Origin of the sequence: Phyllobacterium pellucidum, assembly GCF_013327855.1 — a bacterium.
GTDB classification, from domain to species: Bacteria; Pseudomonadota; Alphaproteobacteria; order Rhizobiales; family Rhizobiaceae; genus Phyllobacterium; species Phyllobacterium pellucidum.
Map to the genome: position 1 here is coordinate 1,400,795 of NZ_JABUMX010000001.1, position 17,785 is coordinate 1,418,579.

General features: G+C 60.3%; 18 protein-coding genes. 15 read left to right on the plus strand and 3 right to left on the minus strand.

Annotation, left to right across the window (positions count from 1 at the left end):
* Positions 1–158 precede the first annotated feature (158 nt).
* The 3 genes from HQ945_RS06915 to HQ945_RS06925 all read right to left on the minus strand — a co-directional run bounded on the left by HQ945_RS06915 (position 159) and on the right by HQ945_RS06925 (position 3,536).
* Complete coding sequence (locus tag HQ945_RS06915) at positions 159–1,358, minus strand: Mrp/NBP35 family ATP-binding protein (protein ID WP_174207836.1); 1,200 nt, start codon at positions 1,356–1,358, stop codon at positions 159–161.
* A gap of 97 nt (positions 1,359–1,455) precedes the next feature.
* The gene (locus HQ945_RS06920; protein ID WP_343051178.1) at positions 1,456–2,157 is read right to left on the minus strand and encodes a histidine utilization transcriptional repressor HutC; all 702 of its coding nucleotides are present in this window, start codon (positions 2,155–2,157) and stop codon (positions 1,456–1,458) included.
* Positions 2,154–3,536 (minus strand): formimidoylglutamate deiminase, encoded by a 1,383-nt coding sequence (locus HQ945_RS06925; protein WP_113280211.1) that lies wholly within the window; start codon positions 3,534–3,536, stop codon positions 2,154–2,156. Before HQ945_RS06925 ends, HQ945_RS06920 begins: the two co-directional genes overlap by 4 nt.
* An 84-nt stretch (positions 3,537–3,620) precedes the next feature.
* On the opposite strand from HQ945_RS06925, the gene hutI reads away from it, so the two are divergent.
* From hutI to HQ945_RS07000, 15 genes are all read left to right on the plus strand, one after another.
* A complete protein-coding gene (hutI, locus tag HQ945_RS06930; RefSeq protein WP_174207837.1) occupies positions 3,621–4,814 on the plus strand; it encodes an imidazolonepropionase in 1,194 nt (397 codons plus the stop codon).
* 2 nt (positions 4,815–4,816) lie between these two features.
* Positions 4,817–6,358 carry a histidine ammonia-lyase gene (hutH, locus tag HQ945_RS06935; protein ID WP_113281190.1) on the plus strand — a complete coding sequence of 514 codons (1,542 nt, stop codon included), beginning with the start codon at positions 4,817–4,819 and terminating at the stop codon, positions 6,356–6,358.
* Positions 6,355–7,158 (plus strand): N-formylglutamate deformylase, encoded by an 804-nt coding sequence (gene hutG / locus HQ945_RS06940; RefSeq protein WP_027230606.1) that lies wholly within the window; start codon positions 6,355–6,357, stop codon positions 7,156–7,158. The genes hutH and hutG overlap by 4 nt, the downstream gene beginning before the upstream one ends.
* Positions 7,158–8,828 (plus strand): urocanate hydratase, encoded by a 1,671-nt coding sequence (gene hutU, locus HQ945_RS06945; RefSeq protein WP_113281189.1) that lies wholly within the window; start codon positions 7,158–7,160, stop codon positions 8,826–8,828. Before hutG ends, hutU begins: the two co-directional genes overlap by 1 nt.
* Entirely contained in the window at positions 8,828–9,373 is a 546-nt protein-coding gene (locus HQ945_RS06950; protein ID WP_113281188.1) for a HutD/Ves family protein, read from the plus strand. The genes hutU and HQ945_RS06950 overlap by 1 nt, the downstream gene beginning before the upstream one ends.
* A gap of 77 nt (positions 9,374–9,450) precedes the next feature.
* Positions 9,451–9,831: a hypothetical protein gene (locus tag HQ945_RS06955; RefSeq protein WP_027230608.1), complete on the plus strand. Its 381-nt coding sequence runs from the start codon at positions 9,451–9,453 to the stop codon at positions 9,829–9,831.
* Positions 9,832–9,912: 81 nt separating this feature from the next.
* The gene (locus HQ945_RS06960) at positions 9,913–11,274 is read left to right on the plus strand and encodes a PepSY-associated TM helix domain-containing protein (protein WP_113281201.1); all 1,362 of its coding nucleotides are present in this window, start codon (positions 9,913–9,915) and stop codon (positions 11,272–11,274) included.
* A gap of 23 nt (positions 11,275–11,297) precedes the next feature.
* On the plus strand, positions 11,298–11,822 hold the full coding sequence (locus HQ945_RS06965) for a copper chaperone PCu(A)C (RefSeq protein WP_113281187.1): 525 nt from the start codon (positions 11,298–11,300) through the stop codon (positions 11,820–11,822).
* A gap of 1 nt (position 11,823) precedes the next feature.
* Positions 11,824–12,417: an SCO family protein gene (locus HQ945_RS06970; protein WP_113281186.1), complete on the plus strand. Its 594-nt coding sequence runs from the start codon at positions 11,824–11,826 to the stop codon at positions 12,415–12,417.
* A gap of 434 nt (positions 12,418–12,851) precedes the next feature.
* Positions 12,852–13,358, plus strand: a complete 507-nt coding sequence (locus HQ945_RS06975) for a hypothetical protein (protein ID WP_113281185.1) — start codon at positions 12,852–12,854, stop codon at positions 13,356–13,358.
* 12 nt (positions 13,359–13,370) lie between these two features.
* Positions 13,371–13,565: a hypothetical protein gene (locus tag HQ945_RS06980; RefSeq protein WP_174207838.1), complete on the plus strand. Its 195-nt coding sequence runs from the start codon at positions 13,371–13,373 to the stop codon at positions 13,563–13,565.
* Positions 13,566–13,866: 301 nt separating this feature from the next.
* The gene (locus HQ945_RS06985; protein WP_113281183.1) at positions 13,867–14,898 is read left to right on the plus strand and encodes a sulfate ABC transporter substrate-binding protein; all 1,032 of its coding nucleotides are present in this window, start codon (positions 13,867–13,869) and stop codon (positions 14,896–14,898) included.
* Positions 14,899–14,902: 4 nt separating this feature from the next.
* Positions 14,903–15,763, plus strand: coding sequence for a sulfate ABC transporter permease subunit CysT (gene cysT / locus HQ945_RS06990; protein WP_113281182.1), 861 nt, complete (start codon positions 14,903–14,905; stop codon positions 15,761–15,763).
* Positions 15,753–16,637, plus strand: coding sequence for a sulfate ABC transporter permease subunit CysW (gene cysW, locus HQ945_RS06995; RefSeq protein ID WP_027230616.1), 885 nt, complete (start codon positions 15,753–15,755; stop codon positions 16,635–16,637). The genes cysT and cysW overlap by 11 nt, the downstream gene beginning before the upstream one ends.
* Positions 16,638–16,648: 11 nt before the next feature.
* Positions 16,649–17,686 carry a sulfate/molybdate ABC transporter ATP-binding protein gene (locus HQ945_RS07000; RefSeq protein ID WP_036813478.1) on the plus strand — a complete coding sequence of 346 codons (1,038 nt, stop codon included), beginning with the start codon at positions 16,649–16,651 and terminating at the stop codon, positions 17,684–17,686.
* Positions 17,687–17,785: the final 99 nt, after the last annotated feature.

Below are 17,785 nucleotides of genomic sequence, written 5' to 3' on the forward strand. Positions count from 1 at the left end.
ACGGGTCTCATCGGCCCCTTCACGCGGCCCTACGCCTCGGCTGGAGTCGGCAGCGTCTGAGCGGTTAATCTGTAGAGACCAACGGGCGGGGGTCGGTATCCCCGTGCCAAAGTCCGCAAATACCGAGCGGACTTAAATGCACCTTCAAGGAAACCGACCTACTCGAACACGATCGACGGGGCGGTGCGTCCGCCCTTGGCCGATTGCAACTCGTCCCAGACCTTCGCCGCGATCTCGCGATAGGCCTTGGCCTGCGGACCATCGGGGTTGCTGACGACAACCGGCCTTCCGCTGTCGGATGTTTCACGGATTTCCATAACGAGCGGCACTTCGCCGAGGAAGGGCACGCCGAGGCGTTCGGCCTCCTTGCGCGCGCCGCCATGGCCGAAAATATCGTAGCGCGCGCCGGTATCCGGAGCGATGAAATAGCTCATGTTCTCGACGATGCCGAGAAGCGGCACGTCGACCTTTTTGAACATGTTGAGGCCCTTGCGCGCATCGATCAGCGCCAGATCCTGCGGCGTCGAGACGATGACGGCGCCGGCAAGCGGCACCTGCTGCGCCATGGTCAATTGCGCGTCGCCCGTGCCCGGCGGCATATCGACGACGAGCACATCGAGATCGCCCCACTCCACCTCGCGCAGCATCTGCGTCAGCGCCGACATCACCATCGGCCCGCGCCAGATCATCGGCGTTTCCTCCTCGACAAGAAAGCCGATCGACATGACCTTGAGCCCATAGCCTTGCATCGGCTTCAGCACCCGGCCGGAAACCACTTCCGGCCTGCCATGCAGATTGAGGAGGCGCGGCATGGACGGCCCGTAAATATCCGCGTCGAGAATGCCGACACGATGGCCATTGGCGCTGAGGCCGAGTGCGAGATTGACCGCCGTGGTCGACTTGCCGACGCCGCCCTTGCCGGAGGCCACAGCGATGATCGCGCCAACGCCGGGCACGCCGGCCTTCACCGGCGCGGCTCCATGGGCGTGCGGCTGTGCGCCTTGCGCGGGAACGCGCGGCGGCGGCGTGGCCCCGGCAGGTGCGGAACGTTGCACGGGACGTGGTGACGGCGTTGCCCGCGGTGCGTCATCACTGGTCGGGCCGCCTTTCTTTTCCGCGGTCAAGGCGACGACTGCACCGGCAACGCCGGGCATCGCCTTGACGACGCGCTCAGCAGCGGACCGCAGCGGTTCCAGTTCCTGGGCGCGGGCAGCGGGCACAGTGATCGAGAAGAACACCTTGTTGTCGGCAATGAAGATATCCGAAACGAGGCCGAGTTCGACGATGTTGCTGTTGAAATCGGGGCCCGTCACGGTCTTCAGCTGTTCGAGAACCTGATCTTTCGTCACGTCTGCCATTTAAAATTCCATCCCTGTCGTTCCTTGGGGACTCAAATAGTGCAGTTGGGGCCAAACGCCAATGATCATTTGCATTCCAGCGACGCGGCGGGGCCGATCAGAGCTTTGTCACCATGCGGTGCGAGCCGGGATGGATCATGCGAACGAAGGTAATTGGCTTTTGCGGAAGGTAGGTCAGGCGCTCGATGACGAACACGGGATCGTTCACGCCAAGATCGAGCATGTCGGCTTCGTCCGGGTCGGCGAGGCCCGCATGGAACACGATTTCAGCCTGTGAAAACGGCGAGTGAGTGACAAGCCATTCGTTCGGGCTGACGGTCTCGAAAGTCTCGTGGCGAATGGCCGGCACTGCGTCCAGATTGATCCAGCGGTCCTCATACTGGTAGGGCTTTTCATCGGAAAGGTGCAGACAGCGCACATGCAGCATATCCTTGGCTTTGGTGATGCCAAGGCGCTTCGTCACGCATGCCGGTGCCTTTTCCACGACATTGGAAACGAGGCGAAACTGATAGGCGCCACCCTTGTTCTCGATCTCCTGGCGCACGATCGGGATGACGAAACGTGCCTCGCGCATCGGATGCAGCGCAACACGCGTGCCGGCCTTGCGCTTGCGCACCAGAACGCCGCCGCGCGCAAGCTCCTGCAGCGCCCGGTTTACGGTGGCACGGGCGCAGCCAAACTCGACTGCAAGCACCTCCTCGCCGGGTATCAGCGCGCCGGGCGCCCAGACACGCTCGGCAATGCGGCGCGCCATCTCGGCCTTGATCGCATGGAACGATTTGCGCGCGGTTGCCGTCACACTCTCTCCAGAATCGACGCAAGGCGCGCCTTGTAGGACTTGAATATTGCGGCGCGATCGCGATGCCTGCCTTCGCGCACGACATGGCGTCCGGCCGACCAGACGTCGCTTACCGCATCTCTGTCGCCGGCAAATATCCAGCCGTCAAGCAGCCTGTCGCCGGCAAGGCCTAAAACCGCTGCGTTATCAACATCAAGGGCAATCATATCCGCCCATTTGCCGGCTTCAAGGCTGCCACTCGCCCGCCCGAGTGCCTGAGCTCCGCCCAGCAACGCGGCGTCGAAAAGCGTGCGGCCGCAGGATTTTCCGTCGCGCGAAAGCGTGACGCGCGAAACGTCGCGCAGACGCTGGCTGTATTCGAGCTGGCGCAACTCCTCGGAAGGCGCAATACGAATATTGGAATCGGATCCGGTGCCGAACCGTCCGCCAGCGTTGAGATATTGGACGCCGTTGAAGATGCCGTCGCCAAGATTTGCTTCGGTGATCGGACACAGGCCGACAACCGCGCCGCTCGCCGCGACGCGCAGCGTCTCATCCTCATTCATGTGGGTCGAATGGATGAGGCACCAGCGCTCAGCGACGGGCAGATGATCGAGCAACCAGCTCATCGAGCGCTGGCCATAGGCGGACTCGACTTCCTGAAGTTCCGGAATCTGCTCGGCAATATGGATATGGAAGGGAACGCCCGGAAAATGCTGTTCCAGCGCCTTTAAGTCGCGTTCATTTACTGCGCGGATGGAATGGGGCGCGACACCGAAGCCGGCATCGGGGCTGACACTGGCCGCAGCTTTCTTTGCCTCTTCAGCCAGCCGCACATAGCGGTCGAGCTTGTTTCCGAACCGAAGCTGACCGCCAGCGAGCGCACGGCCGTCGACGCCGCCCTGCATATAGGCGACGGGTAAAATCGTCAGCCCGATGCCAGTTGCGCTGGCGGCGGCGGCGATGCGTTCCGACAATTCCCCGAGCTTTGCATAAGTCGCGCCGCCGGGCTGATGGTGCAAATAATGAAACTCGGCGACGCTGGAATAACCGGACTCCAGCATTTCGACGAAAGCGAAGGCGGCAATCGCCTCAATGTCCTCAGGATCGAGAATATCGAGAAAGCGATACATGACTTCGCGCCACGTCCAGAAGCTGTCGCGTCCGGCGGGGCTGCGTGTTTCCGACAAGCCCGCCATGGCGCGCTGAAAGGTGTGACTGTGCAGGTTGCTTTGCGCGGGGAGCAACGCGTCGACGGTATAAGCATCTGATTCTTCGATGGTTTCCGGTGTCACCGACGCGATGCGTCCGCTCGCGTCCACGCGGATGAGAACGTTGTTTTCCCAGCCATTGGCGGTCAGGGCCCTGCGCGCAAAAACTGATTTCGTGGCCTCGCTCATTTCTTCTCCTGCACCCGATTGACATAATATGTATATACATAATAATGGTATGAGCAAGACCATAATGGGACACGGCCAACGCCAATGAGAAAAATCCTTTCGGGACTTCGGATCGCAACGCTGGAAGACATCGGCGCGCCTTACGGCTTGATCGAGGATGGCGTAATCGGCGTGAAAGACGACCGCATCGCCTGGGTTGGCAAAGACGTTCCCGCCGACTGGAACCATGTAGAAATCGAGAATTTCGGTGGCAGGCTGGCAACGCCGGCGCTTGTCGATTGTCACACCCACCTCGTTTTCGGCGGCAACCGCGCCCGCGAGTTCGAAATGCGCCTCGAGGGCGCAACCTACGAGGAAATCGCGCGCGCCGGTGGCGGCATCGTATCATCGGTCAAGTCAACCAATGCGCTCAGCGAGGATGAACTGGTGGCGCAAAGCCTGCCGCGGCTCGACACCCTGCTGGCCGAGGGGATTTCGACGATCGAGATCAAATCCGGTTACGGCCTGAATATCGAAGCCGAACTCAAGATGCTGCGCGTTGCGCGAAGGCTTGCGACGCTGCGCCCGGTGCGGATCAAGACGAGCTATCTTGGCGCGCACGCCGTGCCGCCCGAATACAACGGCCGCGCGGATGATTACATCGCCGAGGTCGCCCTGCCGGGTCTTGAAGCGGCGCACGCGGAAGGACTGGTCGATGCGGTGGACGGTTTTTGCGAAGGAATCGCCTTTTCGCCGGCACAGATCGCGCGCGTGTTCGACAAGGCCAAAAGCCTTGGCCTGCCAGTAAAACTTCATGCCGAGCAATTGTCCAATCTCGGTGGCGCAAAGCTTGCGGCATCCTACGGCGCCCTGTCGGCCGACCATCTTGAATATCTCGACGCCGAGGGCGCCAACGCCATGGCCGAAGCCGGTACCGTTGCCGTGCTCCTACCCGGCGCCTTCTACGCCTTGCGCGAGGAACGGGCTCCTCCCGTGAAGCTGCTACGCGAAGCAGGCGTGCGCATCGCCGTCGCCACCGACTGCAATCCCGGCACGTCGCCGCTCACCTCCTTGCTTTTGACGATGAACATGGCGTGCACTTTGTTCCGCCTCACCGTCGAGGAAGCACTGGCCGGGGCAACCCGCGAGGCAGCGCGCGCACTCGGGCTCCACAAGGATATCGGCACGATCGCGCCCGGAAAACGGGCCGAGATTGCAATCTGGAATGCAGAGCAACCGGCGGAGCTCTGTTACCGCATTGGCTTCAACCCGCTTCACCAGCTCTTCTTGAAAGCGTAACCATGACTGTTGTTCTCCACCCGGGCTCCGTGCCTATTTCAGTATTGGAAACCATCTATTGGCAGGGCGAGGCCGTACGGCTGGACCAATCGTTCAAGGCCGGGATTGAGGCTGCAGCGGCACGCATCGCCGAGATTGCGCGGGGCAACGCTCCCGTTTATGGGATCAATACGGGCTTCGGAAAGCTCGCCAGCATCAAGATCGATGCGGCTGATGTCGCGACCCTGCAACGCAATCTCATCCTTTCCCATTGCTGCGGCGTCGGCAACGCGCTGCCCGAAAACATCGTGCGCCTGATCATGGCGCTGAAGCTGATCTCGCTCGGCCGCGGCGCCTCCGGCGTCCGTCCTGAGCTCATAAGCCTGATTGAGGGAATGCTCGACAAGGGCGTCATCCCCGTCATTCCGGAAAAGGGCTCGGTCGGCGCATCGGGCGACCTCGCTCCCCTCGCGCATATGGCCGCAGCCATGATCGGCGAAGGCGACGTCGTCTTCGGCGGCGAGCGGATGCCGGCGGGCGATGGGCTTGCGAAGGCTGGGCTGAAGCCGGTCGTACTTGCCGCCAAGGAAGGGCTCGCGCTGATCAACGGCACCCAGGTTTCCACCGCGCTGGCTCTCGCAGGTTTGTTCCGTGCTCACCGGGCTGCCCAGTCTGCCTTGATCACTGGAGCGCTCTCGACCGACGCGGCGATGGGCTCGTCCGCGCCGTTTCACCCCGATATCCATACCTTGCGCGGGCATCGCGGCCAGATCGACACCGGGGCAGCGCTGCGCCGCCTCCTCGAAAATTCGCCGATCCGCGAAAGTCACATCGAGGGCGACGAGCGCGTGCAGGATCCCTATTGCATCCGCTGCCAGCCGCAGGTTGACGGGGCGTGCCTCGATCTCTTGCGCATGGCCGCGCGCACGCTCGAAATCGAAGCGAATGCCGTCACCGACAACCCGCTGGTCCTCAGCGATGGTTCCGTCGTCTCGGGCGGCAACTTCCATGCCGAGCCGGTCGCCTTCGCTGCGGATCAGATCGCACTTGCCATCTGCGAAATCGGCGCGATCGCCCAGCGCCGTATCGCATTGCTGGTCGATCCAGCCTTGAGCTACGGCCTGCCGGCATTTCTTGCGCGCAAGCCCGGCCTCAACTCCGGATTGATGATCGCGGAGGTCACTTCCGCTGCGCTCATGTCAGAGAACAAGCAGATGTCGCATCCGGCTTCGGTAGATTCGACGCCAACGTCGGCCAACCAGGAAGATCACGTTTCCATGGCCTGCCATGGAGCCCGACGGCTTCTGCAGATGACCGACAATCTGTTCTCGATCATCGGCATCGAGGCACTGACGGCGGCGCAAGGCATCGACCTCCGCAGTCCGCTCGCGACGAGCCCGGAACTCACCCGCGCCCACGGCGTTATCCGCTTAGCGGTGCCGACACTTGACGACGACCGCTATATGGCGCCGGACCTTCAGGCCGTAAGCGAGCTTGTAGCCTCAGGCGCACTGAACGCCGCGATTTCGGCCGAAATTCTCCCAGTTCTGGATACGCGTCTATGAGCATTGTCGAGGTCAAACAGGGATCGCTGCCGATCATCCTCGGATTTCCGCACACAGGCACGGATGTGCCTGCCGAAATCTGGTCGCGTCTGAACGAGAACGGCCAGCGTCTCGCCGACACCGATTGGCATGTGGACCAGCTCTATGATGGCCTCCTGCCAGGCGTCTCGACCGTCAGGGCGACGTTCCACCGCTACGTCATCGATGCGAACCGCGATCCTGCGGGTGGCAGTCTCTATCCAGGCCAGAACACCACGGCGCTCATTCCGGAAACCGATTTCGACGGGAAAGCCATCTGGCGCGACGGCGAAATGCCGACGTCAGCCGATACGAAGCTGAGACTCGAACGGTTTCATCGCCCGTATCATGAGGCTCTGTTCGACGAAATCCAGCGGGTGCGCAAGACGCATGGGCTAGCCATCCTCTACGATTGCCATTCCATCCGCTCGCATATCCCGTTCCTGTTTGCAGGGAAGCTGCCGGATTTCAACATCGGGACCAATGAGGGCACAAGCTGCTCGCCGGAAATTGCCTCTGCGGTTGGCCGCATTGCTTTTGCTGCCCGCGGCTACGACGCCGTAATCAACGGCCGCTTCAAGGGCGGCTGGACGACACGCCATTATGGCAAGCCCTCCTCCAATATTCACGCCATCCAGATGGAGCTGACGCAATCGTCGCACCTTGCGACCGAAGCGCCACCCTTCGACTACGACGAAGGCAAGGCCGAGAAGTTGCGCAGGCACCTCAAGGACATACTCGAAATCATCGCACAGACCGCCATTAAACTGGGGAGCAAGTAATGAACAATCCGAGGCACAATATCCGGGAAATCCGCAGTCCCCGGGGCAATGAGCTCAACACCAAATCCTGGATGACCGAAGCGCCCCTGCGGATGCTGATGAACAATCTCGATCCGGACGTTGCCGAGAACCCCAACGAACTCGTCGTCTACGGCGGCATTGGTCGGGCTGCGCGCACCTGGGACGACTTCGACAAGATCGTTTCGACGCTGAAGAACCTCAACGGGGATGAAACGCTGCTCGTCCAGTCCGGCAAGCCCGTCGGCGTATTCAAGACGCACTCCAATGCGCCGCGTGTTCTTATTGCCAATTCAAATCTGGTGCCGCATTGGGCGACCTGGGATCATTTCAACGAACTCGACAAGAAGGGTCTCGCCATGTACGGGCAGATGACCGCGGGTTCGTGGATCTACATTGGCACGCAGGGCATCGTGCAGGGGACCTATGAAACCTTCGTCGAGGCCGGCCGGCAGCATTATGACGGCAACCTCAAGGGCAAATGGATCCTCACGGGTGGCCTTGGCGGCATGGGCGGCGCACAACCGCTCGCCGCAGTCATGGCCGGCGCCTGCTGCCTCGCCGTCGAATGCAATCCGGATTCGATCGATTTCCGCCTACGCACCCGCTATGTCGACGCCAAGGCGGAGACGCTCGACGAGGCGCTGGAAATGATCGATCGCTGGACCAAGGCCGGCGAAGCCAAATCGGTTGGTCTTCTCGGCAATGCCGCGGATGTTCTGCCGGAACTCGTACGTCGCGGCGTACGGCCTGATATGGTGACCGACCAGACCTCGGCGCACGATCCGATCAACGGTTATCTGCCCAAGGGCTGGACCCTTGCCGAATGGCGCGAGAAGCGCGAGAGCGACCCGAAGGCCGTAGAAAAGGCCGCGCGGGCCTCCATGCGCGTGCATGTGGAAGCCATGCTCGCGTTCTGGAACCAGGGCATTCCCACGCTCGACTACGGCAATAATATCCGGCAGGTCGCCAAGGATGAAGGCCTTGAAAACGCCTTTGCTTTCCCCGGCTTCGTGCCGGCCTATATCCGTCCGCTCTTCTGCCGCGGCATCGGTCCGTTCCGCTGGGCCGCCCTGTCGGGTGATCCGGAAGACATCTACAAGACGGACGCCAAGGTGAAGGAGCTGACGCCAGGCAATACGCACCTGCACAACTGGCTCGACATGGCACGCGATCGCATCGCCTTCCAGGGGCTGCCGGCGCGCATCTGCTGGGTCGGCCTCGGCGATCGCCACCGCCTCGGCCTCGCCTTCAACGAAATGGTACGAAACGGCGAACTGAAAGCACCTATCGTCATCGGCCGCGATCACCTCGATTCCGGTTCCGTCGCTTCGCCGAACCGCGAGACGGAAGCGATGAAGGACGGCTCTGACGCCGTCTCCGACTGGCCGCTGCTCAATGCGCTCCTCAACACCGCGTCGGGCGCGACCTGGGTGTCGTTGCATCACGGCGGCGGTGTCGGCATGGGCTATTCGCAGCATTCCGGCATGGTGATCTGCTGTGACGGCACGGACGATGCCGCCGAGCGGATCGGCCGCGTGCTCTGGAACGACCCGGCCACCGGCGTCATGCGCCATGCCGATGCGGGCTACGAGATCGCAATCGAATGCGCCAAGGAAAAGGGTCTCAACCTGCCCGGCATCCTTGGCTGATGCGTATATTACGCGCCGGCGCCCACAAGCGCATGCCGTGGAAGAATGGCGCCGGCGTTACCACCGAGATCGCCATAGCGCCGGAAGGGGCTGCAATCGACAGCTTCGATTGGCGCATCAGCATGGCGAAGGTGCCGGATTCCGGCCCCTTCTCCGCCTTTGCCGGCATCGACAGGGTGCTGGCAGTGCTTGACGGCGCCATGAATTTACAAGTTGGCGCCGGCACGCCCGTGAAACTGGACTCAACCTCGCGGGCAATACCGTTTCCCGGTGATATACCGACGCGCGCCGATGTCATCGAGACGGTGACGGATCTCAACGTCATGGTGCGCCGCGGCCGTTTTACCGCTCGTGTTACACTGCTCGAACGCCAGGAACTGACAGCGGAAGCCAAGGAAACATTTCTGCTGCTTCGCTCAAAAGCTGCGTTGCACACGGGCGAGACTGTCGAAATCGACGATGTGATCCACCTTGCTCGCGGGGAAACGCTGGCCTTCGTCCGCATACCCGAAAGCTGCTGGTTGATCGAGATCAACGCCTCCTGATTTCATTGTCGCTTTGCCGCATAGATTTTGAGCTGACGCTGATGTATTTGATTGGCTCGAACTGAATCGGGGCGTTGATGCGCGGAATCTGGCACGACTGGCGAACGGCATTGCGCATACTTTGCGCCATTGCGCTCGTATGCGTTGCCTTCGCGCATAAGCCGGTTGCCGCCGAAGCCCAGCCAATCGATCTTGCCGCCTATACGCTTCCCGACGGCACCGTTCCTGTTCTCTGCCTCCCCGGCAGCGGCGGCGAGGACAGCCATAAGAGCGTCTGGCATGGCACGGGCTGCGAAGCTTGCCGGCTCGCCGCATCGTTCATCCTGGCAGTTCCGCCATTTGTATCCGAAGCAAAATTCCAGCCGGAGCAATCGATAGCGATAGCGCGCAAATCGATCCTGATCGCGCGCAGCCTCTACCCGCCTTCGGCGCCGCCGCAAGCCCCACCTTTCGCCTGACACAGTTCGTGCCGTAGGGCACGTCACGACGGCCTGCGTTTGCAGATCGTCATGCTTTATCGTCAGACGATTGGATTACCAATGACCATTTCGAGCGTGGCTTCCGCGAAGCCCAATACAATTAGCCTATCCCTTTACCGGGCCGTGTGGCGCTGGCATTTCTTTGCCGGCCTGCTGGTCATCCCCTTCATGCTCAACCTCGCCATCACCGGCGGCCTTTATCTGTTCAATGACGAGATCGACAATACGGTCTTTGCCTATCGCAATGTCGTCGAGCCGAATGGGACCGCGCTTGCGCCCTCGCTCCTGACTGAAACCGCTAAGGCAGCCCTGCCGGGCTCCAAGGTCCTGCGCTATCGCGCCCCGGCCGAGCCAAGCCAGTCCGTACGCGTTGTGGTTGGCACGAAGGCCGGAAAAACCTACGTCTTTCTCAATCCATATACCGGCGCTGTTCTCGGCACGGTTGCAGAGAAGGAAGAGTTCAACTGGGTCGTCAAGAAGATCCACAGCCTCGAATATTTCGGCCTCCCCTTCAATCGTATCGTCGAAGCGGTGGGCGGGCTTGCCCTCATTCTCGTCGTCACCGGTTTCTACCTCTGGTGGCCGCGCAAACAGACCGGCGGCGTCGTCAGTGTTCGCGGCACACCGCAGAAGCGCGTGTTCTGGCGCGACCTGCATGCCGTAACCGGAGCTGGCGCAGGGGCGCTGATCTTCTTCCTTGCAATCTCCGGCCTGCCCTGGTCCGGCTATTGGGGCGATAAAGCCAACTCCGTGCTTGCCAATGCCGGCCTCGGTTATCCGACCCAGCTTTGGGACGAGGTTCCGAGTTCTGAGGTGCCGACCAAGGATGTCCTGACCAATGCCGGTTGGACGGTCGAAAACGCGCCAGTTCCGACATCCTCGCCGAGCAATGCTTCGCCGGTAGGTCTCGACAGTATCGTGGCGTCGGCTAACGCGGCTGGCCTGACCCCCGGATTCGAGGTGTCGCTGCCCTCAGGCAAGACCGGCGTCTACACCGCCGCGATCTTCCCCGACGATATCGCAAAGCAGCGGACCATTCACTACGACCAGTACAGCGGCAAGCCCCTCATCGACCTGAAATTCGGTGATTATGGCGCGGGGGCCAAGGCGATGGAATTCGGCATCGGCGTTCACATGGGCCAGTATTACGGGGTCGTTAACCAGATCGTCATGCTCATGACCTGCCTTGCCATCATCCTGACCTCGGTGACCGCTGTCGTCATGTGGTGGAAGCGCCGCCCGTCCGGTCGGCTTGGCGTACCGCCCATGCCCACGCAGAAAAGTGTTTTCGCTGTCCTGACCCTTGTGATCCTTGGCTTCGGCGTACTCTTTCCCCTCACCGGGTTCGCCATTCTCGCAATGTTGATCCTGGATCAGTTGCTCACGCGCATACCCTCGCCCCTCAAACGTGTATTCTCTTGAAATCCGAAGTGGAGACCCATTCCATGAAAACACTATCAACACTTGCCGCGGCGCTTCTCGTGTCCGCTTCCTTCGCCCTCACAGCGGCCGCGCATGATCACTCGGCAATGCAGGCTGGCACGGAAATGACCGATGCCGGCGCGATGGAGCCGGTAAAGGCCGGCGACCTCACCTTGAGCGATGCGTTCACCCGCGCCACGCTGCCCGGAGCCAAGGTTGGCGGCGGCTATGTGACGATCGTCAACGGATCGAAGGAAGCCGACCGCCTTATCGGCGGCTCCACGCCTGTTGCGGAGCGGGTCGAGGTCCATGAAATGAAGATGGACGGCAGCGTCATGAAGATGCGCCAGCTGAAGGAAGGCCTCGAAATTCCGGCTGGCGAGACGGTAAAGCTGGCACCCGGCGGCCTGCACCTCATGATGATGGGGCTGAAATCGCCACTCAAGGAGGGCGACATGGTTCCTGTCACCCTGGAGTTCGCCAAGGCCGGCAAGGTGGAGCTGCAACTGATGGTCGGCGCGGCCAACGCCACGGACATGGGACACTGAAATGGGGATTCGGCTTCTGCGCTATGGGCTGTGGGCGGCTATTGCCGTCCTCTCCCTCTTGCTGGTCATCACCTATGTCAATACTCGTCTTGGCAGCCAATCTGCGGGGGTGAAACTCGGCACGCCCTTCAACCTCACCGACCAGAATGGAGCGCCCATCACTGAAGCCGCATTCGAGGGCCATCCAAGCGTGCTCTTTTTTGGTTTCACGCATTGTCCCGAAGTTTGCCCGACAACGCTTTTCGAGATGTCGGGCTGGCTGAAGGACCTTGGCGACGAGGGCAAGGACCTGCGGGTTTTCTTCATCTCCGTCGATCCGGAGCGTGACACGCCGGACGTCATGAAAGGCTACACCACGGCTTTCACCGACAGGATCACCGGAATCACCGGCAAGCCGGACGAAATCGAGAAAGTGCTGAAAGCATGGAAGATTTACGCTCGCAAGGTGCCGACCGAGAATGGCGACGACTACACGATGGACCATACGGCCTCGGTAATCCTGCTCGATCGCGATGGAAGACTGAAAAGCACGATTGACTACAAGGAGAGCAAGGACGTCGCCCTCAAGAAGTTGCGCCTGCTCATCGAAAGCTGATGGCGCATGGTTTCTCGTCGCGCTTTTCATGCCCGGCGAGAAACCCTGCCACAGGAAGACCGTTCCAGATTTTGTGGCGTTTGGAACAATTGTATACTAAAAAACTCATAATTTCCTAGAATAATTCTAACCTATTGATATTTTTAATATTTTTAAAGATTTAGTGTTTGACTTTATCAGGTTCGCCAGCCTTTATGCGAACTGGCGCGAGGTGCGCCGGCATCCCACGGATGCATCCCTTTGATGTCTGGGCCTTGAACCCTTTCGATTGGAGGACCTTATGATTGGTCTTTTTCTGCCACGCCTGCGCGTGGTTTCCCTGCTGCCACGGCAGCAACTGCTTTTACCCTCCAGTCCGAAGCGGCTGGCCGATATTCTTCCAGGTCGCCGCAAAGGCTCTTTCGCTGCAACACGCAATCACGAAAGGGCAGGCGATGTATCCGCATTTGACTGAATCGCATGGCGGCAACGGCTGCTATTTCGACCGAACTCCCGAGAAGCTCGTTCTCGAAGGTTATCGCCGTTGGACTGCGGGCTTTGAAACCGGATCGGTAATCGCCTGGGAGATGGCTTTCGGTCTCTACAGCGAGCTGCTCGGCAGCCGCAACGGCAATCGGGCGCTCTCGGAACTGTCGTATTTCATCCGCACCCTGCGCCATTGCGCAATGTGCCCGTTGAAGACATTTCCATTCGGTTCGCACCATGTATGCCGGGAGGAATGCCTGACTTTGGGACTGATCGCGGGCTTACAAAATTGTGACATGGTTGCGGCCAGAACTTGCCTCAATGCCATGGCATGTCCTTCCCGTCAGGAGGATGTGGAGAACGCTGCGATCACCTTTGCCGAAACGCTTGTCGAATTGGACCAGGTGCTTTTGCCGATACCGAAATTCGCAATCGACGACATTATTTCGCGCCCGCAGCGCGCGAGCCTGCACTAAAGGGACGAGCCAATGATCATCAGTTCACGGCTGGAACGCCGCCTTTCCATCACTGCGACTGCGCTTCTGACGGCAGCCGCGTTCGCCATGCCGATCAAGACCCGGACATCTACTGAAAGCCGGCCATCCGCAAACTATGTGAATGTCGCCGAGGCCGGGACGAACGATAGAACCTACCGCGACCACGGCAGGGCGCGCCCTCGTTAAAAGTGGTTCGGCCCCGTGAATTGCGGGGCCGCTCCCGAACCATCCGCCATCCCGTTAGACAACTATTCCACGATAGTATGATTTTTCAGGAAAGGGGCGAAATCGGGCGTCGCATTCCCAATTTTCCGATCGTGCCCGGCCCATCAGGAATCCTGTGCTCCGGCCCATTAGACGACCGTTTCGATAGACTAAGGTGCTTGCGGTAGAATATTCTAATTTTACCCTGTAAAAGGAATTCTTTCTAACGCCCCTAATTTTGGGGCCTCTGCTACGCTTCAGTTCTCATCATACGGAGGCAGGCATGAAAAATTCCCGATTTTCCCTAACATTCGCGGCAGCGTTGCTTACAGCAACGATCGCCGTTCAGCCGATGTCTGCTGCCTTTGCGGACACCACCCTTCTCAACGTCTCCTACGATCCGACCCGCGAGTTCTACAAGGATTTCAACGCGGCATTCGCGGCGAAGTGGAAAGCCGACACCGGCGAGACGATCACCATCCAGAGTTCGCACGGCGGATCGGGCAAGCAGGCCCGCGCCGTGATCGACGGACTCGATGCCGATGTTGTGACGCTCGCACTCGAAAGCGACATTACGGCGATTGCCGAGGCGACGAAAAAAATCAATCCCGATTGGCGCACCAAATATCCGCACAATGCGGCGCCCTACACCTCGACCATCGTGTTTCTGGTTCGCAAGGGAAACCCCAAGGGCATCAAGGACTGGGGTGACCTGATCAAGGATGACGTTCAGGTCATCACCCCAAATCCGAAGACCTCGGGCGGCGCCCGCTGGAATTATCTGGCAGCCTGGGCCTGGGCCTATGGCCAGTACGGCGGCGACGAAGCCAAGATCAAGGAATATATAGCGACGCTGTTCCAGCACGTTCCGGTTCTCGATACCGGCGCCCGCGGCTCGACGACGACCTTCGCCCAGCGCGAACTCGGCGACGTCCTGCTTGCCTGGGAGAACGAAGCCTATTTGTCGCTGGCTGAATTCGGCGAAGACAAATTCGATATCGTCGTTCCCCCGCAGTCGATCCTTGCCGAACCGCCCGTTGCTGTCGTCGATGGCAATGTCGATGCCAAGGGCACGCGGAAAGCTGCCGAGGCCTATCTCCAGTATCTCTACTCCGAAGAGGGCCAGACCCTCGCCGCGAAGCATTTCTATCGTCCGGCCGAACCGGAACTGGTCGCTCCAGACCTCATCAAGAAATTGCCGGAGTTGAAACTAGTGAAGATCGATGATCCTATCTTCGGCGGTTGGGCCAAAGCGCAGCCCTACCACTTCGGAGATGGCGGTACGTTTGACCAGATTTACAAGCCGAAACAGTAACAGCATGATTTCCAACCTCGCGAAAGCAGGTTGGCGGTTTAAGAGGCCGAGTGTCATTCCGGGATTTGGAATGGCACTCGGCTTCACTCTTGCCTACCTCGCATTAATTGTTCTTATTCCTTTAACGGGTCTCGCATGGCGTTCCGCATCCCTTGGCTGGGCCGGGCTATGGCATGTCGCAACCGATCCCCGCACCCTCAACGCACTCAAGATCAGCTTTGGCACGGCCTTTGTCGCGGCGCTGATCAACGTCTTTTTCGGCGTCGTCGTTGCCTGGGTGCTGGTGCGCTATCGTTTTCCGGGTCGTCGCATCATCGATGCGATTGTCGATCTCCCCTTCGCCCTGCCGACAGCCGTGGCCGGTATCGCGCTGACGTCGATCTACGCCAAGAACGGCTGGATCGGACGCTGGCTTGATCCGCTTGGCATCAAGGTTGCGTTCACCCCGATCGGCATCACCATCGCGCTGATCTTTGTCGGCCTGCCTTTCGTGGTGCGCACGGTGCAGCCGGTGATGGAAGAAATCCGCACGGAGGTCGAGGAAGCTGCAGCCACGCTCGGCGCCAATCGTTTTCAGACGATCACGCGTGTGTTGCTGCCCGGTCTCCAGCCGGCGATCCTCACCGGGTTCGCCCTCGCCTTCGCCCGGGCAGTCGGCGAATACGGTTCGGTGATCTTCATCGCCGGCAACCTGCCTTACGTGTCAGAGATAGCGCCGCTCCTCATCGTCATCCGGCTTGAGGAATTCGACTATGCCGGCGCGACGGCGATCGCAGCAATCATGCTGCTGATCTCATTTGCCATGCTCTTCATCATCAATCTTATTCAGGCGTGGAGCCGCAGGAGGTATGGCTATGGTACATGACCTGTCCCAGACCGCAGCCCCCGCAGCGGCGACCTGGCACCCGGCAACGACCGAGAGCCGCGGCTCACGCTATGTGCTGATCGGCATCACGCTGGTGTTTCTCGGATTGTTCCTCGTCCTGCCGCTTGTTTCGGTTTTCGTCGAGGCATTCCGCAAAGGACCGGCCGAATATTTCACCGCGCTCATAGAGCCTGACGCGCAAGCTGCCATCCGCCTGACGCTGCTCGTCGCCGCGATCGCCGTACCGCTTAATCTCGTCTTCGGCGTGGTCGCCGCATGGACCATCGCCAAGTTCGAATTCAAGGGCAAGGCGTTCCTGACGACGCTCATCGACCTGCCGTTCTCGGTCTCGCCGGTAATTTCGGGCCTGGTTTATGTGCTGCTATTCAGCTCGCACAGCTTGCTTGGACCATGGTTCAAATCGCATGGCATCGAAATCCTCTTTGCCGTGCCCGGTATCGTGCTTGCGACGGTTTTCGTGACCTTCCCCTTCGTTGCCCGTGAATTGATCCCGCTCATGCAGCATCAGGGCACGACCGACGAGGAAGCCGCGCTCTCGCTCGGGGCCAATGGCTGGCAGACTTTCTGGCATGTGACATTGCCGAACATCAAATGGGGCTTGCTCTACGGCGTGCTTTTGTGCAACGCCCGCGCCATGGGGGAATTCGGCGCCGTGTCCGTCGTATCAGGCCACATTCGCGGGCTGACCAATACGATGCCGCTGCATGTCGAAATTCTTTACAACGAATATAATTTTGTCGCTGCGTTCGCGGTGGCTTCGCTTCTGGCGCTGCTGGCGCTGGTCACGCTTATTCTCAAGTCATTGCTTGAGATGCGATACGGCGCGGAGCTGCGGGCAGCAGGCGGACACTGAGAGGGTTTGAAATGGATGTTCGCGTAAGTGGTGTGCGCAAGGAATTCGATCGCTTTCCGGCGCTGCACGACGTTTCACTGGAAATAAAGTCGGGCGAACTTATCGCCCTGCTTGGCCCGTCCGGGTCGGGCAAGACAACTCTGCTGCGCCTGATCGCCGGGCTGGAATCCCCCACCGAGGGCAAGGTGTTCTTCGGCGATGAGGACGCCTCGCTGAAGTCGGTCCAGGAGCGCAATGTCGGTTTCGTGTTCCAGCATTATGCTCTGTTCCGGCACATGACGGTCATCGACAATGTTGGTTTCGGGCTGAAGGTACGGCCCTCGAACACGCGGCCCGCCAAGGACGAGATCCGGCGCCGTTCATCGGAGCTTCTCGACTTCGTCCAGCTTTCAGGCCTGGAAAAGCGCTACCCCGCGCAGCTATCGGGCGGCCAGCGCCAGCGCGTCGCCCTTGCTCGTGCGATGGCAATCGAGCCGCGCGTTCTGCTGCTCGACGAGCCTTTCGGCGCCCTCGACGCCAAAGTTCGCAAGGAACTCCGGCGCTGGCTGCGCGAAATCCACGACAAGACCAAGCATACGACCGTCTTCGTGACCCATGATCAGGATGAGGCGCTTGAACTTGCCGATCGGGTCGTGGTGATGAGCCAGGGCAGCATAGAGCAGGTCGGCACGCCGGACGAAGTCTACGACAAGCCAAACTCGCCGTTCGTTTATGGCTTCATCGGTGAATCGAGCCGCCTGCCGGTTCGCATCGAGAACGGAACTGTCTGGATCGGCGAGAAGTCACTTGGCCTTAAGGCCGACCGGCCCGATGGCGACGGCATGCTCTATTTCCGCCCGCACGATGTCGAGCTGGTGGACGGCTCCAACGGCTGCATCGCGGGTACGGTCGTCGCGAGCCGCCGTGTCGGCGCAACGCGGCGCGTCGAACTGATGGTCGCGGGTGCTGAGGAGCGTATCGAAATCGGCATCGATGCCGACCACCCTGCGACTGAACTCTCCGGCATCGCTTTCAGGCCAAGACATTTTCGCGTCTTTGCCCGCGATTGAAGCAGGTAATGCGGAGTTGGCGGGATCAATGCGATCCCGCCTTTTTTGTTTGGGACCACCCCTTGCAACCAAAGCCCGCCTTAACAGTTTCCGGCTGAA

Excerpts from the sequence above, each read along its gene's own strand:
- HQ945_RS06915 (WP_174207836.1), bottom strand. The coding sequence starts at position 1,358 with ATGGCAGACGTGACGAAAGATCAGGTTCTCGAACAGCTGAAGACCGTG.
- HQ945_RS06925 (WP_113280211.1), bottom strand. The coding sequence starts at position 3,536 with ATGAGCGAGGCCACGAAATCAGTTTTTGCGCGCAGGGCCCTGACCGCC.
- hutI (WP_174207837.1), top strand. The coding sequence starts at position 3,621 with ATGAGAAAAATCCTTTCGGGACTTCGGATCGCAACGCTGGAAGACATC.
- hutH (WP_113281190.1), top strand. The coding sequence starts at position 4,817 with ATGACTGTTGTTCTCCACCCGGGCTCCGTGCCTATTTCAGTATTGGAA.
- hutG (WP_027230606.1), top strand. The coding sequence starts at position 6,355 with ATGAGCATTGTCGAGGTCAAACAGGGATCGCTGCCGATCATCCTCGGA.
- hutU (WP_113281189.1), top strand. The coding sequence starts at position 7,158 with ATGAACAATCCGAGGCACAATATCCGGGAAATCCGCAGTCCCCGGGGC.
- HQ945_RS06950 (WP_113281188.1), top strand. The coding sequence starts at position 8,828 with ATGCGTATATTACGCGCCGGCGCCCACAAGCGCATGCCGTGGAAGAAT.
- HQ945_RS06955 (WP_027230608.1), top strand. The coding sequence starts at position 9,451 with ATGCGCGGAATCTGGCACGACTGGCGAACGGCATTGCGCATACTTTGC.
- HQ945_RS06960 (WP_113281201.1), top strand. The coding sequence starts at position 9,913 with ATGACCATTTCGAGCGTGGCTTCCGCGAAGCCCAATACAATTAGCCTA.
- HQ945_RS06965 (WP_113281187.1), top strand. The coding sequence starts at position 11,298 with ATGAAAACACTATCAACACTTGCCGCGGCGCTTCTCGTGTCCGCTTCC.
- HQ945_RS06970 (WP_113281186.1), top strand. The coding sequence starts at position 11,824 with ATGGGGATTCGGCTTCTGCGCTATGGGCTGTGGGCGGCTATTGCCGTC.
- HQ945_RS06975 (WP_113281185.1), top strand. The coding sequence starts at position 12,852 with ATGTATCCGCATTTGACTGAATCGCATGGCGGCAACGGCTGCTATTTC.
- HQ945_RS06980 (WP_174207838.1), top strand. The coding sequence starts at position 13,371 with ATGATCATCAGTTCACGGCTGGAACGCCGCCTTTCCATCACTGCGACT.
- HQ945_RS06985 (WP_113281183.1), top strand. The coding sequence starts at position 13,867 with ATGAAAAATTCCCGATTTTCCCTAACATTCGCGGCAGCGTTGCTTACA.
- cysT (WP_113281182.1), top strand. The coding sequence starts at position 14,903 with ATGATTTCCAACCTCGCGAAAGCAGGTTGGCGGTTTAAGAGGCCGAGT.
- cysW (WP_027230616.1), top strand. The coding sequence starts at position 15,753 with ATGGTACATGACCTGTCCCAGACCGCAGCCCCCGCAGCGGCGACCTGG.
- HQ945_RS07000 (WP_036813478.1), top strand. The coding sequence starts at position 16,649 with ATGGATGTTCGCGTAAGTGGTGTGCGCAAGGAATTCGATCGCTTTCCG.